This is a genomic window from Ruegeria sp. YTSC002 (assembly GCF_059609845.1).
In genome coordinates this window covers 1-20,829 of the sequence record NZ_JBXWML010000014.1, presented here as the reverse complement: position 1 = coordinate 20,829, position 20,829 = coordinate 1, and the positions used below count along the sequence as shown (strand labels likewise).

At 57.3% G+C, this 20,829-nt stretch carries 22 protein-coding genes and 1 pseudogene; 13 read left to right on the top strand and 10 right to left on the bottom strand.

Annotated features, from left to right (window positions below; all coding sequences use genetic code 11):
- The first annotated feature begins 75 nt into the window (after nt 1-75).
- The 5 genes from AC2FFD_RS19625 to AC2FFD_RS19605 all read left to right on the top strand — a co-directional run bounded on the left by AC2FFD_RS19625 (nt 76) and on the right by AC2FFD_RS19605 (nt 4,665).
- Nucleotides 76-333, top strand: coding sequence for a hypothetical protein (locus AC2FFD_RS19625; RefSeq protein ID WP_496873905.1), 258 nt, complete (start codon nt 76-78; stop codon nt 331-333).
- A 14-nt stretch (nt 334-347) separates the two neighbouring features.
- Complete coding sequence (uvrB, locus tag AC2FFD_RS19620) at nt 348-2,531, top strand: excinuclease ABC subunit UvrB (RefSeq protein WP_496873904.1); 2,184 nt, start codon at nt 348-350, stop codon at nt 2,529-2,531.
- Nucleotides 2,532-2,611: 80 nt separating this feature from the next.
- Nucleotides 2,612-3,274, top strand: coding sequence for a hypothetical protein (locus AC2FFD_RS19615; RefSeq protein ID WP_496815986.1), 663 nt, complete (start codon nt 2,612-2,614; stop codon nt 3,272-3,274).
- 211 nt (nt 3,275-3,485) lie between these two features.
- The gene (locus AC2FFD_RS19610) at nt 3,486-4,193 is read left to right on the top strand and encodes an ORF6N domain-containing protein (protein ID WP_496873903.1); all 708 of its coding nucleotides are present in this window, start codon (nt 3,486-3,488) and stop codon (nt 4,191-4,193) included.
- Nucleotides 4,194-4,236: 43 nt separating this feature from the next.
- Complete coding sequence (locus AC2FFD_RS19605) at nt 4,237-4,665, top strand: excinuclease ABC subunit B (RefSeq protein WP_496873902.1); 429 nt, start codon at nt 4,237-4,239, stop codon at nt 4,663-4,665.
- 5 nt (nt 4,666-4,670) lie between these two features.
- On the opposite strand, the gene AC2FFD_RS19600 is transcribed toward AC2FFD_RS19605, so the two are convergent.
- Both AC2FFD_RS19600 and AC2FFD_RS19595 read right to left on the bottom strand, forming a co-directional pair.
- A complete protein-coding gene (locus AC2FFD_RS19600) occupies nt 4,671-4,913 on the bottom strand; it encodes a TFIIB-type zinc ribbon-containing protein (RefSeq protein WP_170347365.1) in 243 nt (80 codons plus the stop codon).
- A 158-nt stretch (nt 4,914-5,071) separates the two neighbouring features.
- On the bottom strand, nt 5,072-5,377 hold the full coding sequence (locus AC2FFD_RS19595; RefSeq protein WP_496873901.1) for an excalibur calcium-binding domain-containing protein: 306 nt from the start codon (nt 5,375-5,377) through the stop codon (nt 5,072-5,074).
- Nucleotides 5,378-5,639: 262 nt separating this feature from the next.
- On the opposite strand from AC2FFD_RS19595, the gene AC2FFD_RS19590 reads away from it, so the two are divergent.
- A complete protein-coding gene (locus AC2FFD_RS19590) occupies nt 5,640-6,122 on the top strand; it encodes a HugZ family pyridoxamine 5'-phosphate oxidase (RefSeq protein WP_496873900.1) in 483 nt (160 codons plus the stop codon).
- 3 nt (nt 6,123-6,125) lie between these two features.
- Here the strand turns inward: AC2FFD_RS19590 and AC2FFD_RS19585 are convergent, their stop codons facing one another.
- The 5 genes from AC2FFD_RS19585 to AC2FFD_RS19565 all read right to left on the bottom strand — a co-directional run bounded on the left by AC2FFD_RS19585 (nt 6,126) and on the right by AC2FFD_RS19565 (nt 11,521).
- A complete protein-coding gene (locus AC2FFD_RS19585) occupies nt 6,126-6,533 on the bottom strand; it encodes a universal stress protein (RefSeq protein WP_170347318.1) in 408 nt (135 codons plus the stop codon).
- A 65-nt stretch (nt 6,534-6,598) separates the two neighbouring features.
- On the bottom strand, nt 6,599-6,925 hold the full coding sequence (locus AC2FFD_RS19580; RefSeq protein ID WP_170347317.1) for an antibiotic biosynthesis monooxygenase family protein: 327 nt from the start codon (nt 6,923-6,925) through the stop codon (nt 6,599-6,601).
- A gap of 143 nt (nt 6,926-7,068) precedes the next feature.
- Entirely contained in the window at nt 7,069-9,357 is a 2,289-nt protein-coding gene (locus AC2FFD_RS19575) for a glycosyl hydrolase family 28-related protein (protein ID WP_496873899.1), read from the bottom strand.
- 138 nt (nt 9,358-9,495) lie between these two features.
- The gene (locus tag AC2FFD_RS19570; RefSeq protein WP_257600018.1) at nt 9,496-9,897 is read right to left on the bottom strand and encodes a DUF4864 domain-containing protein; all 402 of its coding nucleotides are present in this window, start codon (nt 9,895-9,897) and stop codon (nt 9,496-9,498) included.
- Between the two features lie 49 nt (nt 9,898-9,946).
- A complete protein-coding gene (locus AC2FFD_RS19565) occupies nt 9,947-11,521 on the bottom strand; it encodes a lysine--tRNA ligase (RefSeq protein ID WP_425080025.1) in 1,575 nt (524 codons plus the stop codon).
- A gap of 364 nt (nt 11,522-11,885) precedes the next feature.
- Between AC2FFD_RS19565 and AC2FFD_RS19560 the strand changes: the two genes are divergently transcribed.
- The 3 genes from AC2FFD_RS19560 to AC2FFD_RS19550 all read left to right on the top strand — a co-directional run bounded on the left by AC2FFD_RS19560 (nt 11,886) and on the right by AC2FFD_RS19550 (nt 13,493).
- On the top strand, nt 11,886-12,611 hold the full coding sequence (locus AC2FFD_RS19560) for a class I SAM-dependent methyltransferase (RefSeq protein ID WP_496873898.1): 726 nt from the start codon (nt 11,886-11,888) through the stop codon (nt 12,609-12,611).
- Nucleotides 12,608-12,982: an EamA family transporter gene (locus AC2FFD_RS19555; RefSeq protein WP_496873897.1), complete on the top strand. Its 375-nt coding sequence runs from the start codon at nt 12,608-12,610 to the stop codon at nt 12,980-12,982. The genes AC2FFD_RS19560 and AC2FFD_RS19555 overlap by 4 nt, the downstream gene beginning before the upstream one ends.
- Before the next feature lie 88 nt (nt 12,983-13,070).
- Nucleotides 13,071-13,493 (top strand): tellurite resistance TerB family protein, encoded by a 423-nt coding sequence (locus AC2FFD_RS19550; protein ID WP_170347312.1) that lies wholly within the window; start codon nt 13,071-13,073, stop codon nt 13,491-13,493.
- A gap of 19 nt (nt 13,494-13,512) precedes the next feature.
- Here AC2FFD_RS19550 and dacB read toward each other — a convergent pair whose 3' ends face one another.
- The 3 genes from dacB to AC2FFD_RS19535 form a co-directional block, all read right to left on the bottom strand.
- Nucleotides 13,513-14,991 (bottom strand): D-alanyl-D-alanine carboxypeptidase/D-alanyl-D-alanine endopeptidase, encoded by a 1,479-nt coding sequence (gene dacB / locus AC2FFD_RS19545; RefSeq protein WP_496873896.1) that lies wholly within the window; start codon nt 14,989-14,991, stop codon nt 13,513-13,515.
- A gap of 66 nt (nt 14,992-15,057) precedes the next feature.
- Nucleotides 15,058-15,678, bottom strand: coding sequence for a nicotinate-nucleotide adenylyltransferase (locus AC2FFD_RS19540; protein ID WP_170347363.1), 621 nt, complete (start codon nt 15,676-15,678; stop codon nt 15,058-15,060).
- A gap of 32 nt (nt 15,679-15,710) precedes the next feature.
- The gene (locus AC2FFD_RS19535) at nt 15,711-16,178 is read right to left on the bottom strand and encodes an MOSC domain-containing protein (protein ID WP_496873895.1); all 468 of its coding nucleotides are present in this window, start codon (nt 16,176-16,178) and stop codon (nt 15,711-15,713) included.
- A gap of 103 nt (nt 16,179-16,281) precedes the next feature.
- Between AC2FFD_RS19535 and AC2FFD_RS19530 the strand changes: the two genes are divergently transcribed.
- From AC2FFD_RS19530 to rplB, 4 genes and pseudogenes are all read left to right on the top strand, one after another.
- Nucleotides 16,282-17,622: a KAP family P-loop NTPase fold protein gene (locus tag AC2FFD_RS19530; protein WP_496873894.1), complete on the top strand. Its 1,341-nt coding sequence runs from the start codon at nt 16,282-16,284 to the stop codon at nt 17,620-17,622.
- Nucleotides 17,623-17,715: 93 nt separating this feature from the next.
- Complete coding sequence (gene ettA, locus AC2FFD_RS19525; protein ID WP_496873893.1) at nt 17,716-19,383, top strand: energy-dependent translational throttle protein EttA; 1,668 nt, start codon at nt 17,716-17,718, stop codon at nt 19,381-19,383.
- 125 nt (nt 19,384-19,508) lie between these two features.
- Nucleotides 19,509-19,955 carry a hypothetical protein gene (locus AC2FFD_RS19520; protein WP_496873892.1) on the top strand — a complete coding sequence of 149 codons (447 nt, stop codon included), beginning with the start codon at nt 19,509-19,511 and terminating at the stop codon, nt 19,953-19,955.
- Between the two features lie 727 nt (nt 19,956-20,682).
- Nucleotides 20,683-20,829, top strand: a pseudogene (gene rplB, locus AC2FFD_RS19515) (50S ribosomal protein L2); the annotation flags it as partial.

Here is a 20,829-nt window from a genome sequence, read left to right as displayed (position 1 = left end):
CCGAAGCAAGCCAATGCCAGAAACTGTCATCAGGACCTATTATGATCTTCCATCAATCAGCCAAAGGATAAACAGATGATCCATCACGAACGCACTCCGGACGTCGACGCAAACCCCGGGAACATCCGGGCGATGCCCTCGACCGAAGCCCTTGCCGTGATCGCCGTCAAACCGATGATGACGAAGGCTCTCATCGGCGAGTTTGCCGCGCTGGCCGGCAAGGTTGGCTCGGATCACGATCCGGATGCGTATCTGCCCAGTGTCGAAACTGGGGGATTTGTACCGGATCAGCCCTTGCAGTTGGACAAAATAAGAACAAATGTAAGGGCCTGATCCGGAGCCCGCCCATGCCATACGCCCATTCCGACAAGACCCAAATGACAACCGAAGATGTTCGGGCCCGCCTGAAACTGGAAGGCGGCAAACAGTTTGTCATGCATACGGAGTTCGCCCCCGCAGGAGACCAGCCAACCGCGATCAAGGAACTTGCTGGCGGCATTCTGGATGGGGAGCGCGATCAGGTTCTGTTGGGGGCGACCGGTACGGGCAAAACCTTCACGATGGCCAAGGTGATCGAGGAAACCCAACGCCCGGCCATCATCCTCGCCCCCAACAAGACATTGGCGGCGCAGCTATATGGCGAGTTCAAAGGCTTCTTCCCGGAAAACGCGGTCGAATACTTCGTCTCCTACTACGACTACTACCAGCCCGAGGCCTATGTCGCGCGATCGGACACGTATATCGAGAAGGAATCGCAGATCAACGAACAGATCGACCGGATGCGCCACTCGGCCACGCGGGCGCTGCTGGAACGGGATGACGTGATCATCGTGGCCTCGGTCTCGTGCATCTACGGTATCGGTTCGGTCGAGACCTACGGGGCGATGACGCAGGATCTGAAGGTCGGAAACGAATACGACCAGCGGCAGGTGATGGCCGATCTGGTGGCCCAGCAATACCGCCGCAACGATCAGGCCTTCCAGCGCGGCAGCTTCCGGGTACGGGGCGATTCCCTGGAAATCTGGCCCGCCCACCTTGAGGATCGCGCCTGGAAATTCTCGTTCTTCGGTGAGGAACTGGAAAGCATCACCGAATTCGACCCGCTGACCGGCGAGCGCGCCGCAACGATGGAACAGGTGCGCGTCTATGCGAACTCGCACTACGTGACGCCGAAACCGACGATGCAGCAGGCGATCATCGGCATCAAAAAGGAACTGCGCCAGCGGCTGGATCAACTGGTGGGCGAGGGCAAGCTGCTGGAAGCGCAGCGGCTGGAACAGCGCACCAATTTCGATCTGGAAATGCTCGAGGCCACCGGCGTCTGCAACGGGATCGAGAACTACTCGCGCTATCTGACCGGCCGCGCGCCCGGAGAGCCGCCCCCGACCCTGTTCGAATTCATCCCCGACAACGCCATCGTGTTTGCCGACGAAAGCCACGTCAGCGTCCCGCAGATCGGCGGCATGTATCGGGGCGACTATCGGCGGAAATTCACCCTGGCCGAACACGGCTTCCGCCTGCCGTCCTGCATGGACAATCGCCCCCTCAAGTTCGAGGAATGGGACGCCATGCGCCCGCAATCCGTCTTCGTCAGCGCCACCCCGGCGAAGTGGGAAATCGAACAGACCGGCGGCGTCTTCACCGAACAGGTGATCCGCCCCACGGGCCTCTTGGATCCCGAGGTCGAAATCCGCCCGGTCGAGATGCAGGTGGACGACCTGCTGGACGAGGTGCGCAAGGTCGCGGCCAAGGGGTTCCGCACGCTGGTCACCACGCTGACCAAGCGCATGGCCGAGGACCTGACCGAATACCTGCACGAACAGGGCATCAAGGTCCGCTACATGCACTCGGATATCGACACGCTGGAACGCATCGAAATCCTGCGCGACCTGCGGCTGGGGGCTTTCGACGTGCTGGTGGGCATCAACCTGCTGCGCGAGGGGCTCGACATCCCCGAATGCGGCTTGGTCGCCATTCTGGACGCGGATAAGGAAGGCTTCCTGCGCTCGGAAACCTCGCTGATCCAGACCATCGGCCGCGCCGCCCGCAACGCCGAGGGCCGCGTGATCATGTATGCCGACCGCATCACCGGCAGCATGGAACGCGCGCTGGAGGAAACCAACCGCCGCCGCGCCAAGCAGATCGCCTATAACGAGGAACACGGCATCACGCCCGAGACGGTGAAGAAGAATGTCGAGGACGTTCTGGCCGGGCTCTATCAGGGCGACGTGGACATGAACCGCGTCACCGCCACCATCGACAAACCGATGCACGGCGCGAATTTGGAGGCCCATCTGGACGGTCTGCGCGACAAGATGCGCAAGGCGGCCGAGAACCTGGAATTCGAAGAGGCCGCCAATATCCGGGATGAGATCAAACGCTTGGAAGCGGTCGATCTGGCCGTCGCCGACGACCCCATGGCGCGCCAATGGGCGGTCGAGAAAGCCTCGGAAGACGCGGTGAAATCGCGCGGACGGTCAACGGCTGGCAGGCCGGGGCAAAGGGGTGGGAATGTTAAGCGGCGGAAGTAAATTTGGCCAAAAAATTGCTCTGATTTGCCAATTTTGTTATACTATCAAATATCCTTTTTTTGATAGATCGGTTAAATGCAATGGTAAAGGCTGGAGTGTTTTCTAAATTTTCGCAATTTGCTTTTCGGAAAGTATTATGGTTGTTAATCTCCGTTAATATTTTTTTTACCCCTGCGGCTGCAGATGAAATTATTTCTGGCTATTTTCGATACAACCCAGTTATGGAACCACGCGGCCCCTCGGATTTAGTTCCTGAATGCCTCAACGACCGACTTTGTAAGAGCGCATTGAGTGCGGCAGCTGCGTACTTTGGATTGGACCCTAAAGCTATCGATGCATTGGCTGTTATCAATAGCTTCACCTACAACGTAGCGGGAGAAGAATGGCACACAGACATTCCTGCGCCCAATGGTTTGGTTTATTGTAACGTGCGGGTGATCACCACCTCGGTCGTCCCATCGTCGGGGGATCGAGCTACGCTTTTTATTATTCATGCCAGTAAAGATCTTATTCAACTTTATACGTGGACTCCGCGGAGAGGCCATGGCAGAGGGCGATCATGGTATGACGGAGTCATCTATTACGAATTGGTCAAGTTTCCGGATTATGTCCGGCTCTATAATCAAGGTAGGTGTGTTGTACCAGGAATGCACAGTAGCGCTCACGCTCGCCACTGTAGAGGTACTGACGGAGGTAAAGGTCTTCCAGGATGCGGTGACTTTTTTATGAAACCGTTGAATTAATTGGCACTAGCGATATACCGCATCATTTTAGTGTTTCTTTTTCTTCAACGAATACACGAAGAGTGCTTGCACCAATCTTTTCCGATGACGCGCATTGATGGGTGAAATCCTCCATCCCAAATCGTTTTTTCCAATGCCACACTCAACCCTTGCAGCCCAGCGCCCTCTCCTCCACGTTTGAAATCACAAATTGTGATTCCAAACGGTTGCCATGACGAACCCGAACACCCTGCCCAGCACGCATGAGGTCCAAAGCGCCATTCACCGGGTGCGCGGCACCCGTGTGGTGCTGGCCGAGGATCTGGCGCAGTTCTACGGAAAATCCGTCAGCGCCTTCAACCAGGCCGTCTCGCGCAACACCGACCTGTTTGAAGGCTACCGCTTTCAGCTGACCGATGCCGAGGTCGCCGATTTGCAATCACGGAATGTGATCTCAAAACCCAAGGGCCGAGGCGGGCGGCGGGTCAATCCTTGGGTCTATACCGATTACGGCGTGGCCATCGCCTCGGCCCTGTTCAAGGACCCGCGCGCGATCAAGATCACCCGCATGATCACCGAAGCCTTCGTCGATGGCGCGAACGCCCTGACTGAAATCCCGCGCAGCGTGCCCGAGATCCTGCCGGCCGAACAGGCCCCTGCCCCGCTGCTGCCCAACGGCGAGCAACTGCGCGATCTGGCCGAAAACATCCTCGATTCCGGGCAGCAGAGCCTTGTCGATTACATCGCCAACCCCACCACCAAGCGCCAGCAAGCGGTGGCCGTGATCATGAAAACCCTCGCCGAAACCGCCGGCGAAGAGGTCCGCACCCAGCACGAGCGTCTGCGCCTGCGCATCGCTGAACGGTTGGCCGCGGGCGATTATGCCGATGATGACGACCGCAAGGGGTTGCTGGAACTGCTGAATGCGATGAAAGGCTGAGGCAGCCCTTGCCCCGGACCTTTCGGCCGCTAGACTCCGCACCATGCGCGTTGTCCTGTTATCACTGATCCTCGGCACACCCGCCGCCGCGTGGGAAGCAACGGTGGGCCAAATCTGCACCCTGTCACACGTGACGGACACGGCAGAGATATTCCTGACCTATGACCCGGCAAAACCGCTCTATACCCTGTCCGTTACCCGCAAGACCGAAGGTTGGACCAATACCCCATGGTTCGCGATGCGGTTCGAGGGGCCGAACCCCATCAAAATCGCCACTCCGCATCATGTCCTGTCTGACGGTTCGTCGTCTCTGACAGTCACTGATACCGGCTTTGGCAACGTGCTGGACGGGCTGGAATACAACCTGACCGCCTATGCGTTTACGCAGGACAGTGTGACTGAATTTCCCTTGGACGGTGCAGCGCCCCAGGTTCGCATTTTCCGCGAATGTGCCGGGGCTCAGCTGTCCTGACCGGGTCAGAAATCGAACAGATCTTCCAGAAAGCCGCCACGTTTCTTTTTCTTGCGATAGCCGTGATCCGCCCGGTCATCATAGCCGGATTGTGGCGGAGGCGGTGGAGCATAAGCTGTCGACCGCTCAATGATCTTGTCCAGTTCGCCCCGATCCAACCAGACACCTCGGCATTGCGGACAATAGTCGATTTCAACCCCGTTTCGGTCCGTGATGACCAGTTGAGTTCCGTCAATCGGGCATTGCATCATACGATCTCCCATTTTGCTACCAGTATGAGATGGGGTTGATCCGCTGCATTGCCATCCCTCTGTGACATGACGCCCGATCGCCCGGGCCGAAGTCGGGTGACGCAGGCAACTGGTCCTGTCCCGAGTGGGTCTTCTGAACTTCGCAATTGCCGCCGTCAGGGTCGCACGAACTTGGCCGTTCCAAGAGACCGTTGTTGCGGTTCAGGACTGTTGTGAACTGGCGGCGCAGTTGACCGCGGCACGCTGGCAGAACCACAGGCGACCCCGTCGCCATCCGGGTCATTGCGCTTGTGATAACCTGCCTGCCCTTCGTAAAATGGCCCCACCCCCAGCGACTGCGTTGCATCACAACCCGCCAATGCGATCAGGTGGATCACCGCCTCGTCCCGCTCAAATTCAGACAGGCGCAGAAAAACACCCGTGGCGATCAACACGGTGGTCAGCGGCAACAACAGAACCATGACCAGAATGCGAACCGGAGACAACGCCTGCCTGCGCGTTGCCTCTGCGCGTCGGTGTCGTCTGGACGACCGCGGCTTCGTATCAGGCGTATCCTGCGAGGGTTTCTTGAACAGCATTGTCTGATCTTTAACGTCGATTTGTGGCAAAGCCGAGGCAATCCCATATCGGCTGAGGTAAAACAAATGGCGCAATCCGTTTCAGGCACTTAAGATGACAAGGAACCTCATCTGCCCGTATTTTCTTTGCTGCCGAACCGATATCTTGACCCGATCCGATCCTTATCAGACGCCCGACACAGCGGCGCGCTCGCAAGCACAGGACCTTCTCTTTCAAGCCAAATGTGCCGCACTGGCCTTTCTGCGCCCTGACACCGGGTTGCCGTCTGTCTCGCGGATCGCGCTGGCCACGGATGAAGCAGGTTGCCCCATCTCGCTGATTTCAACCCTTGCGGAACATACGCGCGCGTTGAACGCTTGCCCCAACTGCGCCCTTCTGATCGGAGAGTCCGCAGACAAAGGCGACCCGCTGACCCATCCGCGCCTGACCTTGCACGTGATCGCTCAGCCAGTTCACCGGGACACGGCAGGCTATGGTGACTTGCGCGACTGGTACCTGACGCGGCGGCCCAAAGCGAAACTCTACATCGATTTCGCCGATTTCGGACTGGTCCGGTTCGCCATTCAGGACGGCCTATTGAACGCCGGATTTGGCAGGGCCTACCGCCTTACCGCACAGGATTTCTAGCGCTCAGCGGACCACATGCACGGCGCATCCCGCATGGCGCACGACATGAGATGCGGTTGAGCCCAGCAACAGATCCTGCATCCCCGGTCGGTGGGATGCAATTATGATCAGGTCGGGTTTGTTCGCCTCGGCCCAATCCAGAATGGTCCGGCCGGAATGTCCTTCGATCACCAGACCCTTGGCATTCGGCAGTTGCGATGCCAGTTCATCCAGTTCTGTCTGAATCGCCTTACGCGCCTCTGTCAGGTATTCGGACGGCATGTACGAGATTGCATAGTTGGGAATATGCTCGACCACATGCAACAATGTCACCTGCGCGTCTGGCGTGGCCAGAATCCGGGCCAGCTTCAAAGGCCCGGATGTATCTCTTTCAGCATCGAACGAGATGGGGACCAGAATGTTGTGATACATGATGTGAGCCTCCATTTTTGCAGGCTCACTTTGAAACAGAATTGAATTTCAGGCTTTGATTCAGGTCAGGAACTGCCGAATGTCTCAGCGACGTCATACATGACCGGCTCAAAGCTTTTGCAGAGCTCGTTGATCTTGCGGTTGCGATCGCGCATTTCAGGCGTGCGCAGCATGGCAAGGAAATCTTCGCGGCGTTCCCATTGCGAATAGTTTGCGATCCGGGTTTGTGCGTCATTGACGTGCAGCCCGGCGGAAACGAAACCTGGCTGCTTCGAAATGAACTCGGCATAGGCATCCGTCAGAGCTTCCAGAAGGTCCTGGCAGGTGCCGGGCGTCATTTCAAAGGTCGTGATAACTGTTTGAACACTGGTGTTTTTGTCGATTTTCAGCATCGGGATTCTCCACTTTCTGTCCCAAGCCTAACACATGAAAATGAAACGTCGCCTATTTCCTGCCAACCTTGCAAACCAGGTCAGTCATTTACGGTCAGATCAGAGTGAAATGGCCACCCGTTTCAGGGTGGCCAGACAGCCTTTTAACGTTCCATGCGCATCAGAACCGAGGCCGTACCTTTCACATGCTCTGGCCAACGCAACAGAAAACTGTCGCCTGTCGCCCCCTGTTCGACCTCAACATGAGGCGCGCTGAAGACGTGGTTGTTGAACACCCCCGAAAGCACACCGATCGTCGCAACCCCATCGCAGCCTCGCGCCTTGCCGTCGAAAGGCAACTGCCCGTTTGCCGAGACAGGCCAAAGATTGGACACCGAGTTCTGCGTATAGCGAACCCTCAACGGGTTTGCGGATTTCCTGGTTACGCCATGATACGTGTTGTTCTGGAAGGTCACGTTCGTGTGCCTGTCTTTGTTCAAGTCGGCAAAGCTTGTATCCACCCGTTCCGCTCGAAAGATTTCGCCGCTCGTGGCACGGAACTTGTTGCCGGTCACGACCAGGCCGTTGAGATAATGCCCGGGCCCATAGGGGCGAATGACGATGAAACTGAACCAGGACGGGGCCTGACTGGAATAAAAGATGTTGTCCGTGATGCTCATCGCACTGAACGAAAAGCCACTCGTGTAGGTCGGCGACGGGTCGCGTTCATTGGTCCATTCGATGAAACAGTTGTCGACATAATTCTCGGCGATAGTGGAGCTGTTGTAGGTGCCGATCATGATCAAACCGGCCGTACGCACACCTTGCGGGATGCTATCGCCCTGAAAAACATGGTTGCCCAGAACCATGTTGTTGTCGCCCCCCAGAACGGCGAAATGTCTGAAACGCACCGCTCGGTTGTGGCGCAGCTTCACATCGTTTGAATTGGTATTCAACGCAATGGAATACCGGTCCGTTACGACAAGGGATTCTTCTGCTGACAGGAACTGGCAATTGTCGATCAGCATGCCCTTGCACCCCGTTCCGGTCGACGTGATCCCCCGGTCTTTCGGGCGGCTGATGAAACAGTCGTTCAACGAAAATGTACTTCCGGCGGCCGCCAATCGAATTCCGCTGCATCGGCTGTTGCACTGTAATTCGATCTGTTCCATGCCGAATTTCCGAAGCGTGCTGAAGCCGCTGAAATCCAGCAGGTACTTGAAGGAATAGAATGTGAAAGACTGGGTCCCCGACGCCCCAACAAGAGGCGCGCTCAGCGTGATCTCACCCGCACCGACATTCTTTGACCGTACATAGATTTCGCGCCCGACTCCGCTGCCGGCAACATAGGACCCGACGGGAATGTTGGCGATATTCGCGACATTGGTCAGACGCGTTTTGTCGGACGGGTCATAGGTCGCGGTCGAGGTGAACGTTTCCGTATCCCACGCCGAACTGCTTTTGACGTCAAACTGACCATTCCGGATCACGCGACGGGTTGAAAAACCACTCTGCTTGTTGGGAACCGCTGCTGCCATATCGATCGGCGCGGTGACGGAAATCTTGCGACCACCCAAATCCAGCGAGTCATGATCCGAATTGTTCAGAAGGGCCTGAAACGCTTTTTTGAATGCCAGTTCTTCGTCTCCGAAAGCCGAAATGTAAGCCGGCAGATGGAAATCCTTTGTCAGCAACAGCATCTTGTCATCCGGCATGGTGACTGTGCCTTCAAAGTCCATTTCGGACGTCATACTGGTGTTTTCGGCCAGATGATAAGTCCCTTGCGGAACGTAAACCCGACGGCCACCCGCCGCCTGGTCGGCCGCTTCAAACGCAGCCGAATCGTCCGTCACACCGTCGCCGATGGCACCGTAGTCGCGCACATCCACAACACTGATCATCTCACGCAGGAAGACACCGGTGACATCCGTGATCTCCAGATCGTCGACGCGCACCAGCGCCCCATTCGCGCCCTCAATATCCAGACCGAAATGGCCATACAGGGCGGCCAGCCCCCAGGGCATGTCCACGCCGGGGCGCTTGCCGGTTCCGACAATCGCCGTTATTTCATGCACGCTTCCATAGCCCGACAGCTGTGTTGCAGGCCCCTGCTCCACGACACCTGCCACATGCGTGTCACCTGCGCCCCCGGCCCAGGCCGCTATACGCACCGACGGTAAAGGACCGCTGATCGCCTTGACCCGCGCTTTGATCTGCAAATAGCAACCGGGCAAAATCGGCGTCTGGCCCATATATCGAAGCTGTTGGGTAGTTTGAACTTTCAGGATCTCCAGACAGCCACCAAAATCGGCATCCGCAGGCACGAAAACCCCGGTGCCGGATCCACCATATGTGGGCGAGCCCGGCGTTCCGTCCCCCGCAGACCATACGGTCAGGCCATTCGCGAATTGAGGCGGCATGAAGACGATGCCGTCAGTGATTGCCTTGTTCATTGAAAACCCTTTCTAAATCGCGCCGCGCCAATCTGGCGACGCGTCCAAACCCCGTGTCCAGGTCCGCCCCGAACGCGTCAGTCTGAATACCGAAAGAGAGTTAACCACGGCTCATCTCACCGTGACGGTGGTGTTGCCTCAGGCCGCCGGGTCCGCGTTGCCCAACAATTGGACGCCGTTGATTTTCCAACCGCCTTCCAGAGGGATCATCTGATAGTCCAGTATGTGCACACGCCCGTTTGCATCCGTGATCATCACCTTCTGCCACAAGGCTCCTGCAATTTCACGCAATTCCAGAAAACGTATGTCGGCTGGACGCCAGACCATAGGATATCCATTGCGCACCATCTGTCCGAAATTGTCGGGGGTCTGAAAAAGGCGCTGGATGCTGGGGCTGGCAAAGGTGAAGGCCGTGGCAAAATCATCCGCCTTGAAGGCCTGTATCTGCGCCGAAATGTTTGCTTCGATCTCTGCGTTTTGCGCAAATGCGCCCGACCCCAGCCCGACACTCAGGGATACAGCAAGCAAAAATCGACGCATGGGGCCACCTCCTGCAAAAAAGAGTAGCCCCATACGGGATCAGGTCAAATCAGGTCAGCTCTCCGGTCAAAGCCTTGTCGATCAGGGCAATTGTTTCAGGCACACCGTACAGCGCGATAAAGCCGCCAAAACGCGGGCCCTGCGATGCACCCAGAAGCACTTCGTACAACGCGGTGAACCAACCGCGCATGGGGTCGAACCTCTCACGCCCGATGGAATAGACCACCGATTGCAGCGCCTCGTCCTCGGCCGGGCCATCATAAGCTTCAAGCGCGGCTTTCAGCGCTTCCAGCGCCTCACGCTCCTGATCCGTAGGTGCGCGGTGTTTGCGCGTTGGTTTGACGAAATCGTTGAAGTAGCGAACCGCAAAGCCCGCAGCCTGATCCAGATCGGGATGGCTTTCAGCTGTTGCTTCCGGCGCATAGCGGCGAATAAAGCCCCACAGCGTCTCCTTGTCTTCCGCGCCCGAGACCGACGCCAGGTTCAGCAACATCGCAAACGGTACGATCAGGGTCGATTCAGGAACGTCGCCACCATGAATGTGCCAGACCGGATTGTTCAACCGAGCTTTCAGGTCCTGCCCCGGATAGGCGCGCAACTGTTGATGATATTCGTCATAAGCCTTCGGGATCACGTCAAAATGCATCCGCTTGGCCGTTTTGGGCTTTTGATACATGAAATACGCCAGGCTTTCGGTCGGTGCATAGGTCAGCCATTCGTCGATCGACACACCATTGCCGGACGATTTCGAGATCTTCTGGCCATTCTCATCTAGGAACAGCTCATAGGAAAAATGCTCGGGCGCGCGGCCGCCCAATGCACGGCAGATCGCGTCATAGATCTTTTCGTTGGTCGCATGTTCCTTGCCGTACATCTCGAAATCGACACCCAGCGCTGCCCAGCGCGCCCCGAAATCCGGCTTCCATTGCAGTTTCACGTTGCCGCCAGTCACGGGCAGGGTCCATTCCTTGCCGTCCTCGTCATCGAATGTGACGGTATAGGTCTCAGCGCAAACCTTCTTCATCGGCACATACAGAACCCGCCCGGTTTCCGGATGGATCGGCAGGAAAATCGAATAGGTCTGCTGGCGTTCTTCCCGCAGGCTTTTGAGCATGATGGCCATGATGTCGTCATAGCGCTCGACCGCGCGCTTCAGGATCTCGTCGAACTGGCCTGACCGATAGAAATCGCGTGCCGAATAGAACTCATAGTCGAATCCGAACGTATCGAGGAACCGGCGCAACATCGCGTTGTTGTGCTCGCCGAAGCTGGGGTATTCGCCAAACGGATCGGGAACCGAAGTCAGCGGGCGCTGCAAATGCTCTTCAAGCGCCTCCGGGTTGGGCACGTTGCTGGGCACTTTGCGCATCCCGTCCAGATCGTCCGAAAAACAGATCAGCTTGGTCGGTATGTCCGAAAGCGCCTCGAACGCGCGCTTGACCATCGTGGTCCGCGCAACTTCGCCGAACGTACCGATGTGTGGAAGGCCCGACGGGCCGTAACCGGTTTCGAACAGCACATACCCCTTTTCCGGAGCACCTTTCTGATAGCGTTTGAGCAACCGGCGCGCCTCTTCAAAAGGCCAGGCCTTGGACGACATCGCGGTTTCACGCAGTTCAGACATTTCAATGTGCTCCATCGGGGAAAATGTCACGGTCACCCCATGCAACCGGACCGGCCCCTCCTATTGTGCCAGTGCAGCATGAGTCAATAAAGCAGTGGCGCAATTCGCGACACACTGCGCCAAAAAACAGTCGTCCTCGGGCCGGTAGGGAAACCGTTTTTGGGCCCGCAAACACTCTGTCGGGGATATTTGCGCTGCATTTTCACCGGCCAGCCTTGCTCAGGCCACAATGGCGGTTCGATTGTTCCCCGAAACAAAAAAGACACGGGCGCGGGCGCAAACTTGACCTGGTTGTTTCGCACGCTTACCGGGCGGTGTTAGACAAAGGCGACACGGGGGTTTTCCCCGGACCAGAGGAAACGGGATGCGACGCGAAACCACCAACCGTATACGCTTTGTACTCGAAGATATCGTGCCGCCCATCCTGCGTGACAGCGCCGCTTTTCATTGGCTGGCATGCAGGGTTTGGGGCGACCATATCACGCGCCTTGCCGAATTCCGTGAACGCGCAACCTACCTGACGGATGACGAATACGAAAAACTCTACCGCGATCATCCGCGCGTGCATCAGGGCACCGACAATTCCGAAGCCTGCATCAAGCGGATAGCAAGGGATATCGTTGGGCAAAGCATCTGCGATATCGGCTGCGGCACCGGAGTTCTTTTGCAACGCATCAAAGCCGCCCGACCGGATATCACGCAGCTGACAGGGGTGGATTTCGTCGTCGATGATGCGGATGCCATCGACAATATCGACTATGTCGCCGCCCGGATCGAAGAGCTTCCGTTTGAAGACAACAGCTTTGACACCGTCATCTGCACCCATGTGATCGAGCATCTTCTGGACTACCGGCAAGCGATCGCTGAACTGCGTCGTGTCGCGCGAAAACGCGTCATTATCGTCGTCCCGCGTGAACGCGAAAGCAGGTTCACCTTCAATCCACATTTCAACTTTTTCCCATACACACACAGCTTTCTGCGTGCCGTGCATCCCAGCCCGGACATCCATGTCTGCGAAGATCTGGGGCGCGACATCTATTACTGTGAAGACCGCCCCGAGGAAAAACCGGAACCGGAACAACAAGGATGACCCCGCCCGCCCCCACGACAATGGTCTGGGCTGGGTTGCTTTGCACACCAGTCATGATCTCAGCCGGGCAAATCCTGTTCAAACTGGCAGGAAATCGGATTGATGGGCGCGAAGCCTCCGGATTGGCGGGCCTCATCCAGACGCTTTTCGATCCTTTCCTTCTGACAGCCTTTGCCATCTATGGCTCGGCAACGGTGCTGTGGGTGTATGTCCTGCGGTTTCTGACACTGTCCCAGGCCTACCCCTTCATGGCCCTCAGTTTCGTTCTTGTGCCACTTGCCTCGCACGTCTTCTTCGGCGAAACACTTGGGCTGCGCTACTGGCTGGGGGCTGCGCTTTTGATTTCGGGAATGATGGTCATGAACACCTGATCGCACGGGGTGGATGAAACAAGGTGTTGAACCTGACCCGCTGCGCTCATATCGTGCGTCTTCGAACAACCCCAATCAGGACCATCCCATGACCGAGCAAGTGCCCCACCCGATGTCCCCGCAGGATTGCCTTGTGGCGATCATGGTTGCAGTCTCGGCCTCTGACGAAAACATCCGAACCGCCGAGCTGGTCAAGATCGAAGTTGCCGTCAACATGTTGCCGGTCTTTGCAGGATACGACAGTGATCGGACCCGTCGCGTATCGCAGGTTGTTTTTGACCTGTTCGAACAGGAAGACGGGCTGGATGCGCTGTTTGGCCTGATCCGTGAAAACCTGCCCGAGCGTCTGAACGAAACGGCCTATGCTCTGGCTTGCGATGTTGCGGCTGCCGATGGTGCGCTGGCCGAAACGGAACTGCGCCTGCTGGAAGAAATCCGGTACGAGCTGAATATCGACCGTCTGCATGCCGCCGCAATCGAACGCGGGGCGCGCGCACGCCACACGGTCTGATCCGGGCAATCTACAGGTTTCAGCTTCCGTAGAGTGCGCCCCAACGTTCCAGCAAGACCCGTTGCAGTTTCCGCGACCTGCGGTTCCAACTGCGCGCACCTTCAGGCCGTTCACGTTGTGCGCGTGAGATCTTGGCGCGATGGGCCACGTCCGCCGTAAAAATGGCAAAAGCCAGATCAACCCCGTCCGCCGTTGTCAGGAAACCGCCCAGCCCGGATACGAAGTTCAATGTCCCTGTCTTGGCATCGACCTTGATCGGGTGGTTCTTGACCGGCCGTCCATTGCGATCCGTCAAGGCAAATGGCTTCATCAATGGGCGCAATGCGCCCATTTTCCGGGCCGCGACAAGGGCCGCGACCAGATCCGCCGGCACCATACGCGAGGCATCGCCAAGACCGGAATGATCGACCATCGCGATCCCGTTCACGCCAAAGCTCTGAGCCGCCCAGAGATTCATCTCGGCCGCCGACTCTGCCAGGTTCCGCGGGTCAATGCCGCGCGCTTTGGTTGCGGCCAATCCGACCATCTCGGCCGTCAGGTTGGTTGAGTATTTCAGCATCCCGCGCAAAATACTGTCCAATGGATCGCTGCGATGCACGACAAGGTCGACACCTTTTGGCGCCTCTCGTGTCACCTGCACCCGATTCAGAACGATTCCATTGGATCGGGCCAAAGTGCGAAACACATCACCCGCGTACAATGCCGGTTTGCGCACTGGCAGCCAGCGCGCCCCGCCATTGCCCAACGCGCCCTTGGCCACGGTCCAGCGATCCTGACGCGGGCTTGGCTGATACGTATAGATCGGCAAGCTGCGGTTCTCGACCCGCATGGCTGCCACATCCACTGCCGGCACATAGCGCGCGCTGCGTGCATCCATGGTCACATCATAACCCTTACCGGCACGCTTCCACTCGAAATGGACCCGATTGAAATTCAACGATATCCCACTGATCGCCGGGCTGTACCCCACATGATCCGGCTGTCCGGGATCAATACTGAACACGAAGGGCAGCGCCCCGTCATAGACCTTGAAGGCTCCGCGAACCTCGATAATTCCGGCTTCGCGCAGGTTGGCCGCCATCATGGCCAGCGCATCCGTGTCCAACAGCGGATCGCCCCCGCCTGCCAGTATCAGATCGCCATGCAGAATTCCGTTTTCAATTGGCCCATCTGCGATCAAACGGGTTTCGAACCGATGGTCAGGCCCCAGAATGTCCAGCGCGTAAAGCGCGGTCATCGCCTTGCCGACGCTGGCCGGGGGCAAACCCGTACCTTCGCCAAAAACCTCCAGCGTCGTCCCCGTCGCCACATCCGCAACGGCGAAAACAACTTCGCCCGTCAACCCTGCGGCTGCGACCAAACGCTCGGCGCCACTCAACGGCACACCACGCGCGCGCGGCCTGAGCGAGACCAACGGCGCCTGCGCCAGACCAGCTACCGGGATCAGAGATGCCCCCAATCCCCCCAGAAACACACGACGTGAAAAACGACCAGTCATAGGTGAAATAAAATCCCACAGATCAAATGCGCGCAACCACTCGCTGCGATTATGCGCCCGGCAAGGCTATTCCGGCAACACTTCCGCGCGCCATTCGCCGCGTGTCCGAATCTCAGTGGAACTGACATCAACCATCGGCACGTTCACGAAACACCAGGCCGGAGCCTGCGCCCGCCCCAAAAGATGCCGCGCCTGCCCGTCGATCCTGTACTTGGCATAAACCCGCGCCGCCCTGGACATCCGGGCGGATATCCGGTCGCCGGGCCGTGCGACCACACCGACAGGGACGCTGTCCATGATCCTCCGCCAATCTTTCCAGCGGTGAAATTGCGCCAGATTGTCCGCCCCCATCAGCCAGACAAATCGGACCTGTGGATACAATCGCTGCAATGCTGTCAGAGTATCCGCAGTCGCGCGCGTACCCGTCAGCGCCTCGATGTCCGTCACCTCGACCCCTGGGTGCTGCATCACATTCCGTGCTGCCGACAGTCGCCTGTCCATGGGGGCCGGCCCGCGTTCCTTCAACGGATTGCCCGGCGATACCAGCCACCAAACCCGATCCAGCCCGAACGCCTTCATCGCCTCAAGCGTGACATGCACATGGCCTTGATGCGGTGGATCAAACGACCCGCCGAACAGACCGACGACCTGCCCAGGTCGCGCATAGGGTATGCCGTACCGCTCCATACCCTGCTGATGTTCAGAACTGCGGGGCGTTGTCAATCAACAGGTTGCACCACATCGCCCAGCCGAACCCGCCCGGGTCGCACGACTTCGGCACACCATCCTCCGTGCCCACGCACGGCGGAATAGCCGCCCTTGCCCAGCGCTTCTTCCATCCGGCTGCATGGCGCACAGATCACTGTAAATCGCAAAATAGCCTCGCCCACCTGCACCTCGCGTCCTTTGAGCGCCGTCAGATTGATCCCCGAAACCACCAGGTTGCGCCGTAGGATTTCAGGCGAAACCGGCCCTTGCCCCAGATACGACCAAATCGCCGCCAGATGCTCCTGCTGGATCAAAGTCACTGCCCTCTTGCCAACGCGGGCGCGGTCACCATCAAGCCCCTTGGCAGAGATCGTGACCGCGTCCACTATAGCCATCTCCGACCGCCGCTCGAGCCGCAGCCCGATCCATTCGACACGTCCCGGCTGCGCCCAACCGGCAATGAGATCTTTCAAGGACATCGATGGCTCCAAGATTTTCGCACCTCCCCTCATCTAGCAGTCTGGCCCTTCGCAAGGCAGCCGCTAATAGTAGCGCTGATTGATTTGTGAATTGGAGCCAAACATGCGCCTGACTATCCCCGAACCTGAGATCACGCTTTACCAAGACGGGTTTGATAAGCACGACAAACTCTCGCGCAAACCCACCGGTGACAAACTGTCGGAACTGGTCGAGCGTATCGACGACCCTCTTGTGATCGCATTGGACGGAGCGTGGGGGTCCGGCAAATCGTTCTTTTTGAAGTGTTGGGTTGGTGAGCATCTGAAGCGCGAAAAGAACACGACACAGACCGTCTATTTCGATGCTTTCAAGCATGACTTTCTAGACGATCCTTTGATTGCCTTGACCGGAGCGATTGCCGAACGGTTCGATGAGGCTGATGACACATCGGCTCAAACAGCTTGGAAAAAAGCCAAACAGGTCGCCCCTGCTCTCGGGCGAGCGCTCGTGCGCACGGGGGTTTCAGTGGCGACAGCGGGCCTTGTGACAAAAGCAGACGAATTGGCGGATGCCGCTATCAACACTGTTTCCAGCGAGCTCGACGGGGCTGTGGCCGAATTCTGGCAAAGAGAAAACGGAAAACGCGCGGCGATGGCGGGGTTCAGGCAAGCTTTGGTGGGATTGACCAAACCGGACGGCGAAGAAGCACCAACTCGAAAGCTCGTTGTTGTGATTGATGAGTTGGATCGATGCCGCCCTGACTATGCACTTTCGTTACTTGAAATCGTAAAACACTTCTTCAACGTAGACGGAGTACATTTCATTTTTGGGGTGAACTTGAGGGAATTTGAAAACGGAACTCGAGCTCGTTACGGGCAAGACGTAGACGCCCCTCTTTACCTTCAAAAGTTCTTGTCTGTGTCTCTTCGCCTTCAAAACCAGCTGACAAATCGGAATATGCGTTCTGTCTATTTGAATTACTATGAATACCTCAGCAAACAAATGCAGATCGAGGGCGATTACTACGTCGAAATTGGTCAAACATACTTGAAACACTTAGCCGATAGTGCTCACTTGTCACTTCGAGGCATCCAGCAGTTTGCGCGGCTAATCGCGACAACACCCTTGGCGTCGCCGGGTATGGGGGAATATCGCCACTACTTGTTGGTTGGCATATTGTTCTTCAAAGCATTTGCTCCCAAGATCATCCATCTGATCCGCGAAGACCGACTAACCTGGGAAGAGTTGGCACGGACGATTAGGCCGATCTATCCACCAGAAGCAGATAAGAACGATATCGAGACTCTCAGCGTCGCTTGGTTTCTTTGTTTTTCCGAACAATTGAAAACCGAGTTCTGGTCCGAGTACTTCGGCAACGAAGTGCACTCATATCTTAACAGTTTTGACCGGAGTGAACTGTATTATCTTCTTAGGAACTATGCGGACGTCTTTAAACTTGAATGAATGTGATGTCACTGATGTGCAGCGGATTGCCCCCACCCCAACCATCCGCTATCACACCGTCCAACCTGATTTCCCCGACCCAGAGGACGCGACATGGCCGCCTATCAATATGTCTACCACATGCAGGGTGTCTCCAAGACCTATCCCGGTGGCAAGAAGTGCTTTGAAAACATCCACCTCAGCTTTCTGCCCGGCGTGAAAATCGGTGTCGTCGGCGTCAACGGCGCCGGTAAATCGACGCTGATGAAGATCATGGCCGGACTCGACACCGACTTCACCGGCGAGGCATGGGCCGCCGAGGGCGCCAAGGTCGGCTATCTGCCGCAGGAACCGCAACTGGACGAATCCCTGACCGTTCGCGAAAACGTCATGCTGGGCGTGGCCGGGAAAAAGGCCAAGGTCGACCGGTTCAACGAGATCGCGATGGAGATCGCCGAGAACTACTCGGACGAGCTGATGGAGGAAATGACCACCCTTCAGGACGCGATCGACGCGGAAAACCTGTGGGATCTGGACAGCCAGATCGATGTCTCGATGGAGGCGCTGCGCTGCCCGCCGGATGACGCCAATATCGCCAACCTCTCGGGTGGTGAGAAACGCCGCGTGGCGCTGTGCAAGCTGCTGCTAGAAGCGCCCGACATGCTGCTGTTGGACGAACCGACCAACCACCTGGACGCCGAGACCATCGCCTGGCTGCAACAGCACCTGATCGACTACAAAGGCACCATCCTGATCGTCACCCACGACCGCTACTTCCTGGATGACATCACCGGCTGGATTCTCGAATTGGACCGCGGCCGCGGCATCCCCTACGAGGGCAACTACTCCTCGTGGCTGGAACAAAAGGCCAAGCGGCTGGAGCAGGAAGCCCGCGAGGACAAATCCAAGCAGAAGACGCTACAGCGCGAACTGGAATGGATGCGTCAGGGTCAAAAGGCGCGTCAGGCCAAGTCCAAAGCCCGGATCAACGCCTATAACGAGCTGGCCGAACAGTCCGAGCGCGAAAAACTGACCCGCGCTCAGATCGTCATCCCCAACGGCCCGCGCCTGGGCAGCAAGGTGATCGAGGTCAATGGGCTGGCCAAGCACATGGGCGACAAGCAACTGATCGAAAATCTCTCGTTCAGCCTGCCGCCCGGTGGCATCGTCGGCGTGATCGGCCCCAACGGCGCCGGTAAATCGACCCTGTTCAAAATGCTCACCGGCCAGGAAAAGCCCGACGCCGGCACCATCGAATACGGCGATACGGTGCAGCTGTCCTATGTCGATCAGTCGCGCGACGACCTCAACGACAACGACACCGTGTGGGAGGCGATCACCGGCGGCGCCGAGATTATCCAACTGGGCGACGCGCAGGTCAATTCCCGCGCCTACTGCTCGTCCTTCAACTTCAAGGGCGGCGACCAGCAGAAAAAGGTCTCTCTGCTGTCAGGGGGTGAGCGCAACCGCGTCCACATGGCCCGCCTGCTGAAAGAGGGCGGCAACGTCCTGCTGCTGGATGAGCCGACCAACGATCTGGACGTCGAAACCCTGCGCGCGCTGGAAGATGCCCTTGTCGATTTTGCCGGCTGCGCCGTGGTGATCTCGCATGACCGTTTCTTCCTCGACCGGATCTGTACGCATATTCTGGCGTTCGAGGGCGATGCCCATGTGGAGTGGTTCGAGGGCAACTTCGAGGATTACGAAGAGGACAAAAAGCGCCGTCTGGGACCCGACGCGCTGGAGCCCAAGCGGTTGAAGCATAAGAAGTTTGCGCGGTAGTAAACATGGCACGGCTTGTCAAACAACCATAAGATTTGCCCACTTTGTTGAGGTGAATCATACCAATAGATCTAGCTGGTTAGGCGCATTCGCTCACCCAGCAATACCCAAACAAGGACGCATATATGTTAAACTCATTTTCAAGGGTATTCTCCGTAATCGTATTTGCCACAACTTGTAGCAGTGCGTTAGCCGGACCAGCGACCCAAAAGATGGCCGATTGCCTTGTCAAGCAAAGCACTGGTCAAGATCGAATAGAGTTGATCCAATGGATGGTTCTTGGCTATTCGAACCACCCTGACGTCTCATCCGTTGTTTCGGCCAAAGAAGGCTCCAGCGAGGACGTTCAGAGTAACGTGGCTGATGTCTTCACAAAGTTGCTTCTTGATCAATGCATGGAAGAGACTCGTGCAGCACTAAAGCAAGACGGCGACATTGCGCTGGAAAAAGCGTTTGAAGCTCTCGGAAGAATTGCCGCGCTTGAGTTGGCTCAGGACAGGGCTGTTAACGAATATCTCACTGGCTTTACCCGATATATAGACCAAGCCAGGATTGCAGAGCTTTACGAATAAAACACCTATGACAGCAAGCGTACGATGGGTGCTCGCACCTATCACTCCCACGCAAGTAGGCCGGGCTGAAGCCCGGCCCACAAACTTGGCCTGACATTAAGCAGCCCCATCCTACGGCTCTCCGAACATGTCCTCGGTGACGCCCTCGCTCCATTCCGGATCAACCCGCCCTGCACGAATATCGCGATGGACTGACAAATACGGCCAATCGGTCGGGTGCTTCCCCAGCCCGCACATGAATCAGACCCCCCGGCTACAGCGGCTCTATATAAAATACATTGGACTGATTGCAGGGGCAGCACTTTGCCAGATCGGTTTCCGCGAAACCTTCCGACCCGACACCTATAAGCCCGGTCTCTGAACCTTCCGATCGGGGTTCACTGCACCAAAGCTCACAGGAAACGGCTTCAATCTTTTCTGTCAGGTCCTGTTCCCGCTCTCTAAGTTCCAGCGACAGCTCCTGCATTACTCGGTTAGATTCCCGGCCGTTAACCACGACGCGTTCGGCCAGGGTGTGGTATTCACGGCCACAGAAGAAGTTTGACACTCTCTCTTGTCACCCGGCCCCAACACTGCTAAACGCACCCAATCTTGCGGCCTCGGATTCGTTCCGGGGCCTTAGATATTTTGAACCGGGGACCTTCGGGGCCCTATACCCTTGGCACCTACGGGGGCCTCTCACATAGCGGGGAACCCCCTCGCACTTGCTAAACGGAAGACAGAAAGCATGGCACTCAAGTCGTACAAGCCGACGACGCCGGGCCAGCGCGGGCTGGTGCTGATCGACCGTTCGGAGCTTTGGAAAGGACGTCCGGTCAAGTCTCTCACTGAGGGTTTGACCAAATCGGGCGGCCGGAACAACACCGGACGGATC

What these genes read in the sequence shown, in the direction of transcription:
- AC2FFD_RS19615 (WP_496815986.1), top strand. Translation starts at nt 2,612, where the DNA reads ATGGTAAAGGCTGGAGTGTTTTCTAAATTTTCGCAATTTGCTTTTCGG.
- dacB (WP_496873896.1), bottom strand. Translation starts at nt 14,991, where the DNA reads ATGACTGGTCGTTTTTCACGTCGTGTGTTTCTGGGGGGATTGGGGGCA.
- AC2FFD_RS19555 (WP_496873897.1), top strand. Translation starts at nt 12,608, where the DNA reads ATGACCCCGCCCGCCCCCACGACAATGGTCTGGGCTGGGTTGCTTTGC.
- AC2FFD_RS19570 (WP_257600018.1), bottom strand. Translation starts at nt 9,897, where the DNA reads ATGCGTCGATTTTTGCTTGCTGTATCCCTGAGTGTCGGGCTGGGGTCG.
- AC2FFD_RS19520 (WP_496873892.1), top strand. Translation starts at nt 19,509, where the DNA reads ATGTTAAACTCATTTTCAAGGGTATTCTCCGTAATCGTATTTGCCACA.
- AC2FFD_RS19605 (WP_496873902.1), top strand. Translation starts at nt 4,237, where the DNA reads ATGCGCGTTGTCCTGTTATCACTGATCCTCGGCACACCCGCCGCCGCG.
- AC2FFD_RS19580 (WP_170347317.1), bottom strand. Translation starts at nt 6,925, where the DNA reads ATGCTGAAAATCGACAAAAACACCAGTGTTCAAACAGTTATCACGACC.
- AC2FFD_RS19540 (WP_170347363.1), bottom strand. Translation starts at nt 15,678, where the DNA reads ATGGAGCGGTACGGCATACCCTATGCGCGACCTGGGCAGGTCGTCGGT.
- AC2FFD_RS19560 (WP_496873898.1), top strand. Translation starts at nt 11,886, where the DNA reads ATGCGACGCGAAACCACCAACCGTATACGCTTTGTACTCGAAGATATC.
- AC2FFD_RS19565 (WP_425080025.1), bottom strand. Translation starts at nt 11,521, where the DNA reads ATGTCTGAACTGCGTGAAACCGCGATGTCGTCCAAGGCCTGGCCTTTT.
- uvrB (WP_496873904.1), top strand. Translation starts at nt 348, where the DNA reads ATGCCATACGCCCATTCCGACAAGACCCAAATGACAACCGAAGATGTT.
- AC2FFD_RS19585 (WP_170347318.1), bottom strand. Translation starts at nt 6,533, where the DNA reads ATGTATCACAACATTCTGGTCCCCATCTCGTTCGATGCTGAAAGAGAT.
- AC2FFD_RS19550 (WP_170347312.1), top strand. Translation starts at nt 13,071, where the DNA reads ATGACCGAGCAAGTGCCCCACCCGATGTCCCCGCAGGATTGCCTTGTG.
- ettA (WP_496873893.1), top strand. Translation starts at nt 17,716, where the DNA reads ATGGCCGCCTATCAATATGTCTACCACATGCAGGGTGTCTCCAAGACC.
- AC2FFD_RS19530 (WP_496873894.1), top strand. Translation starts at nt 16,282, where the DNA reads ATGCGCCTGACTATCCCCGAACCTGAGATCACGCTTTACCAAGACGGG.
- AC2FFD_RS19610 (WP_496873903.1), top strand. Translation starts at nt 3,486, where the DNA reads ATGACGAACCCGAACACCCTGCCCAGCACGCATGAGGTCCAAAGCGCC.
- AC2FFD_RS19600 (WP_170347365.1), bottom strand. Translation starts at nt 4,913, where the DNA reads ATGCAATGCCCGATTGACGGAACTCAACTGGTCATCACGGACCGAAAC.
- AC2FFD_RS19625 (WP_496873905.1), top strand. Translation starts at nt 76, where the DNA reads ATGATCCATCACGAACGCACTCCGGACGTCGACGCAAACCCCGGGAAC.
- AC2FFD_RS19595 (WP_496873901.1), bottom strand. Translation starts at nt 5,377, where the DNA reads ATGGTTCTGTTGTTGCCGCTGACCACCGTGTTGATCGCCACGGGTGTT.
- AC2FFD_RS19535 (WP_496873895.1), bottom strand. Translation starts at nt 16,178, where the DNA reads ATGTCCTTGAAAGATCTCATTGCCGGTTGGGCGCAGCCGGGACGTGTC.
- AC2FFD_RS19575 (WP_496873899.1), bottom strand. Translation starts at nt 9,357, where the DNA reads ATGAACAAGGCAATCACTGACGGCATCGTCTTCATGCCGCCTCAATTC.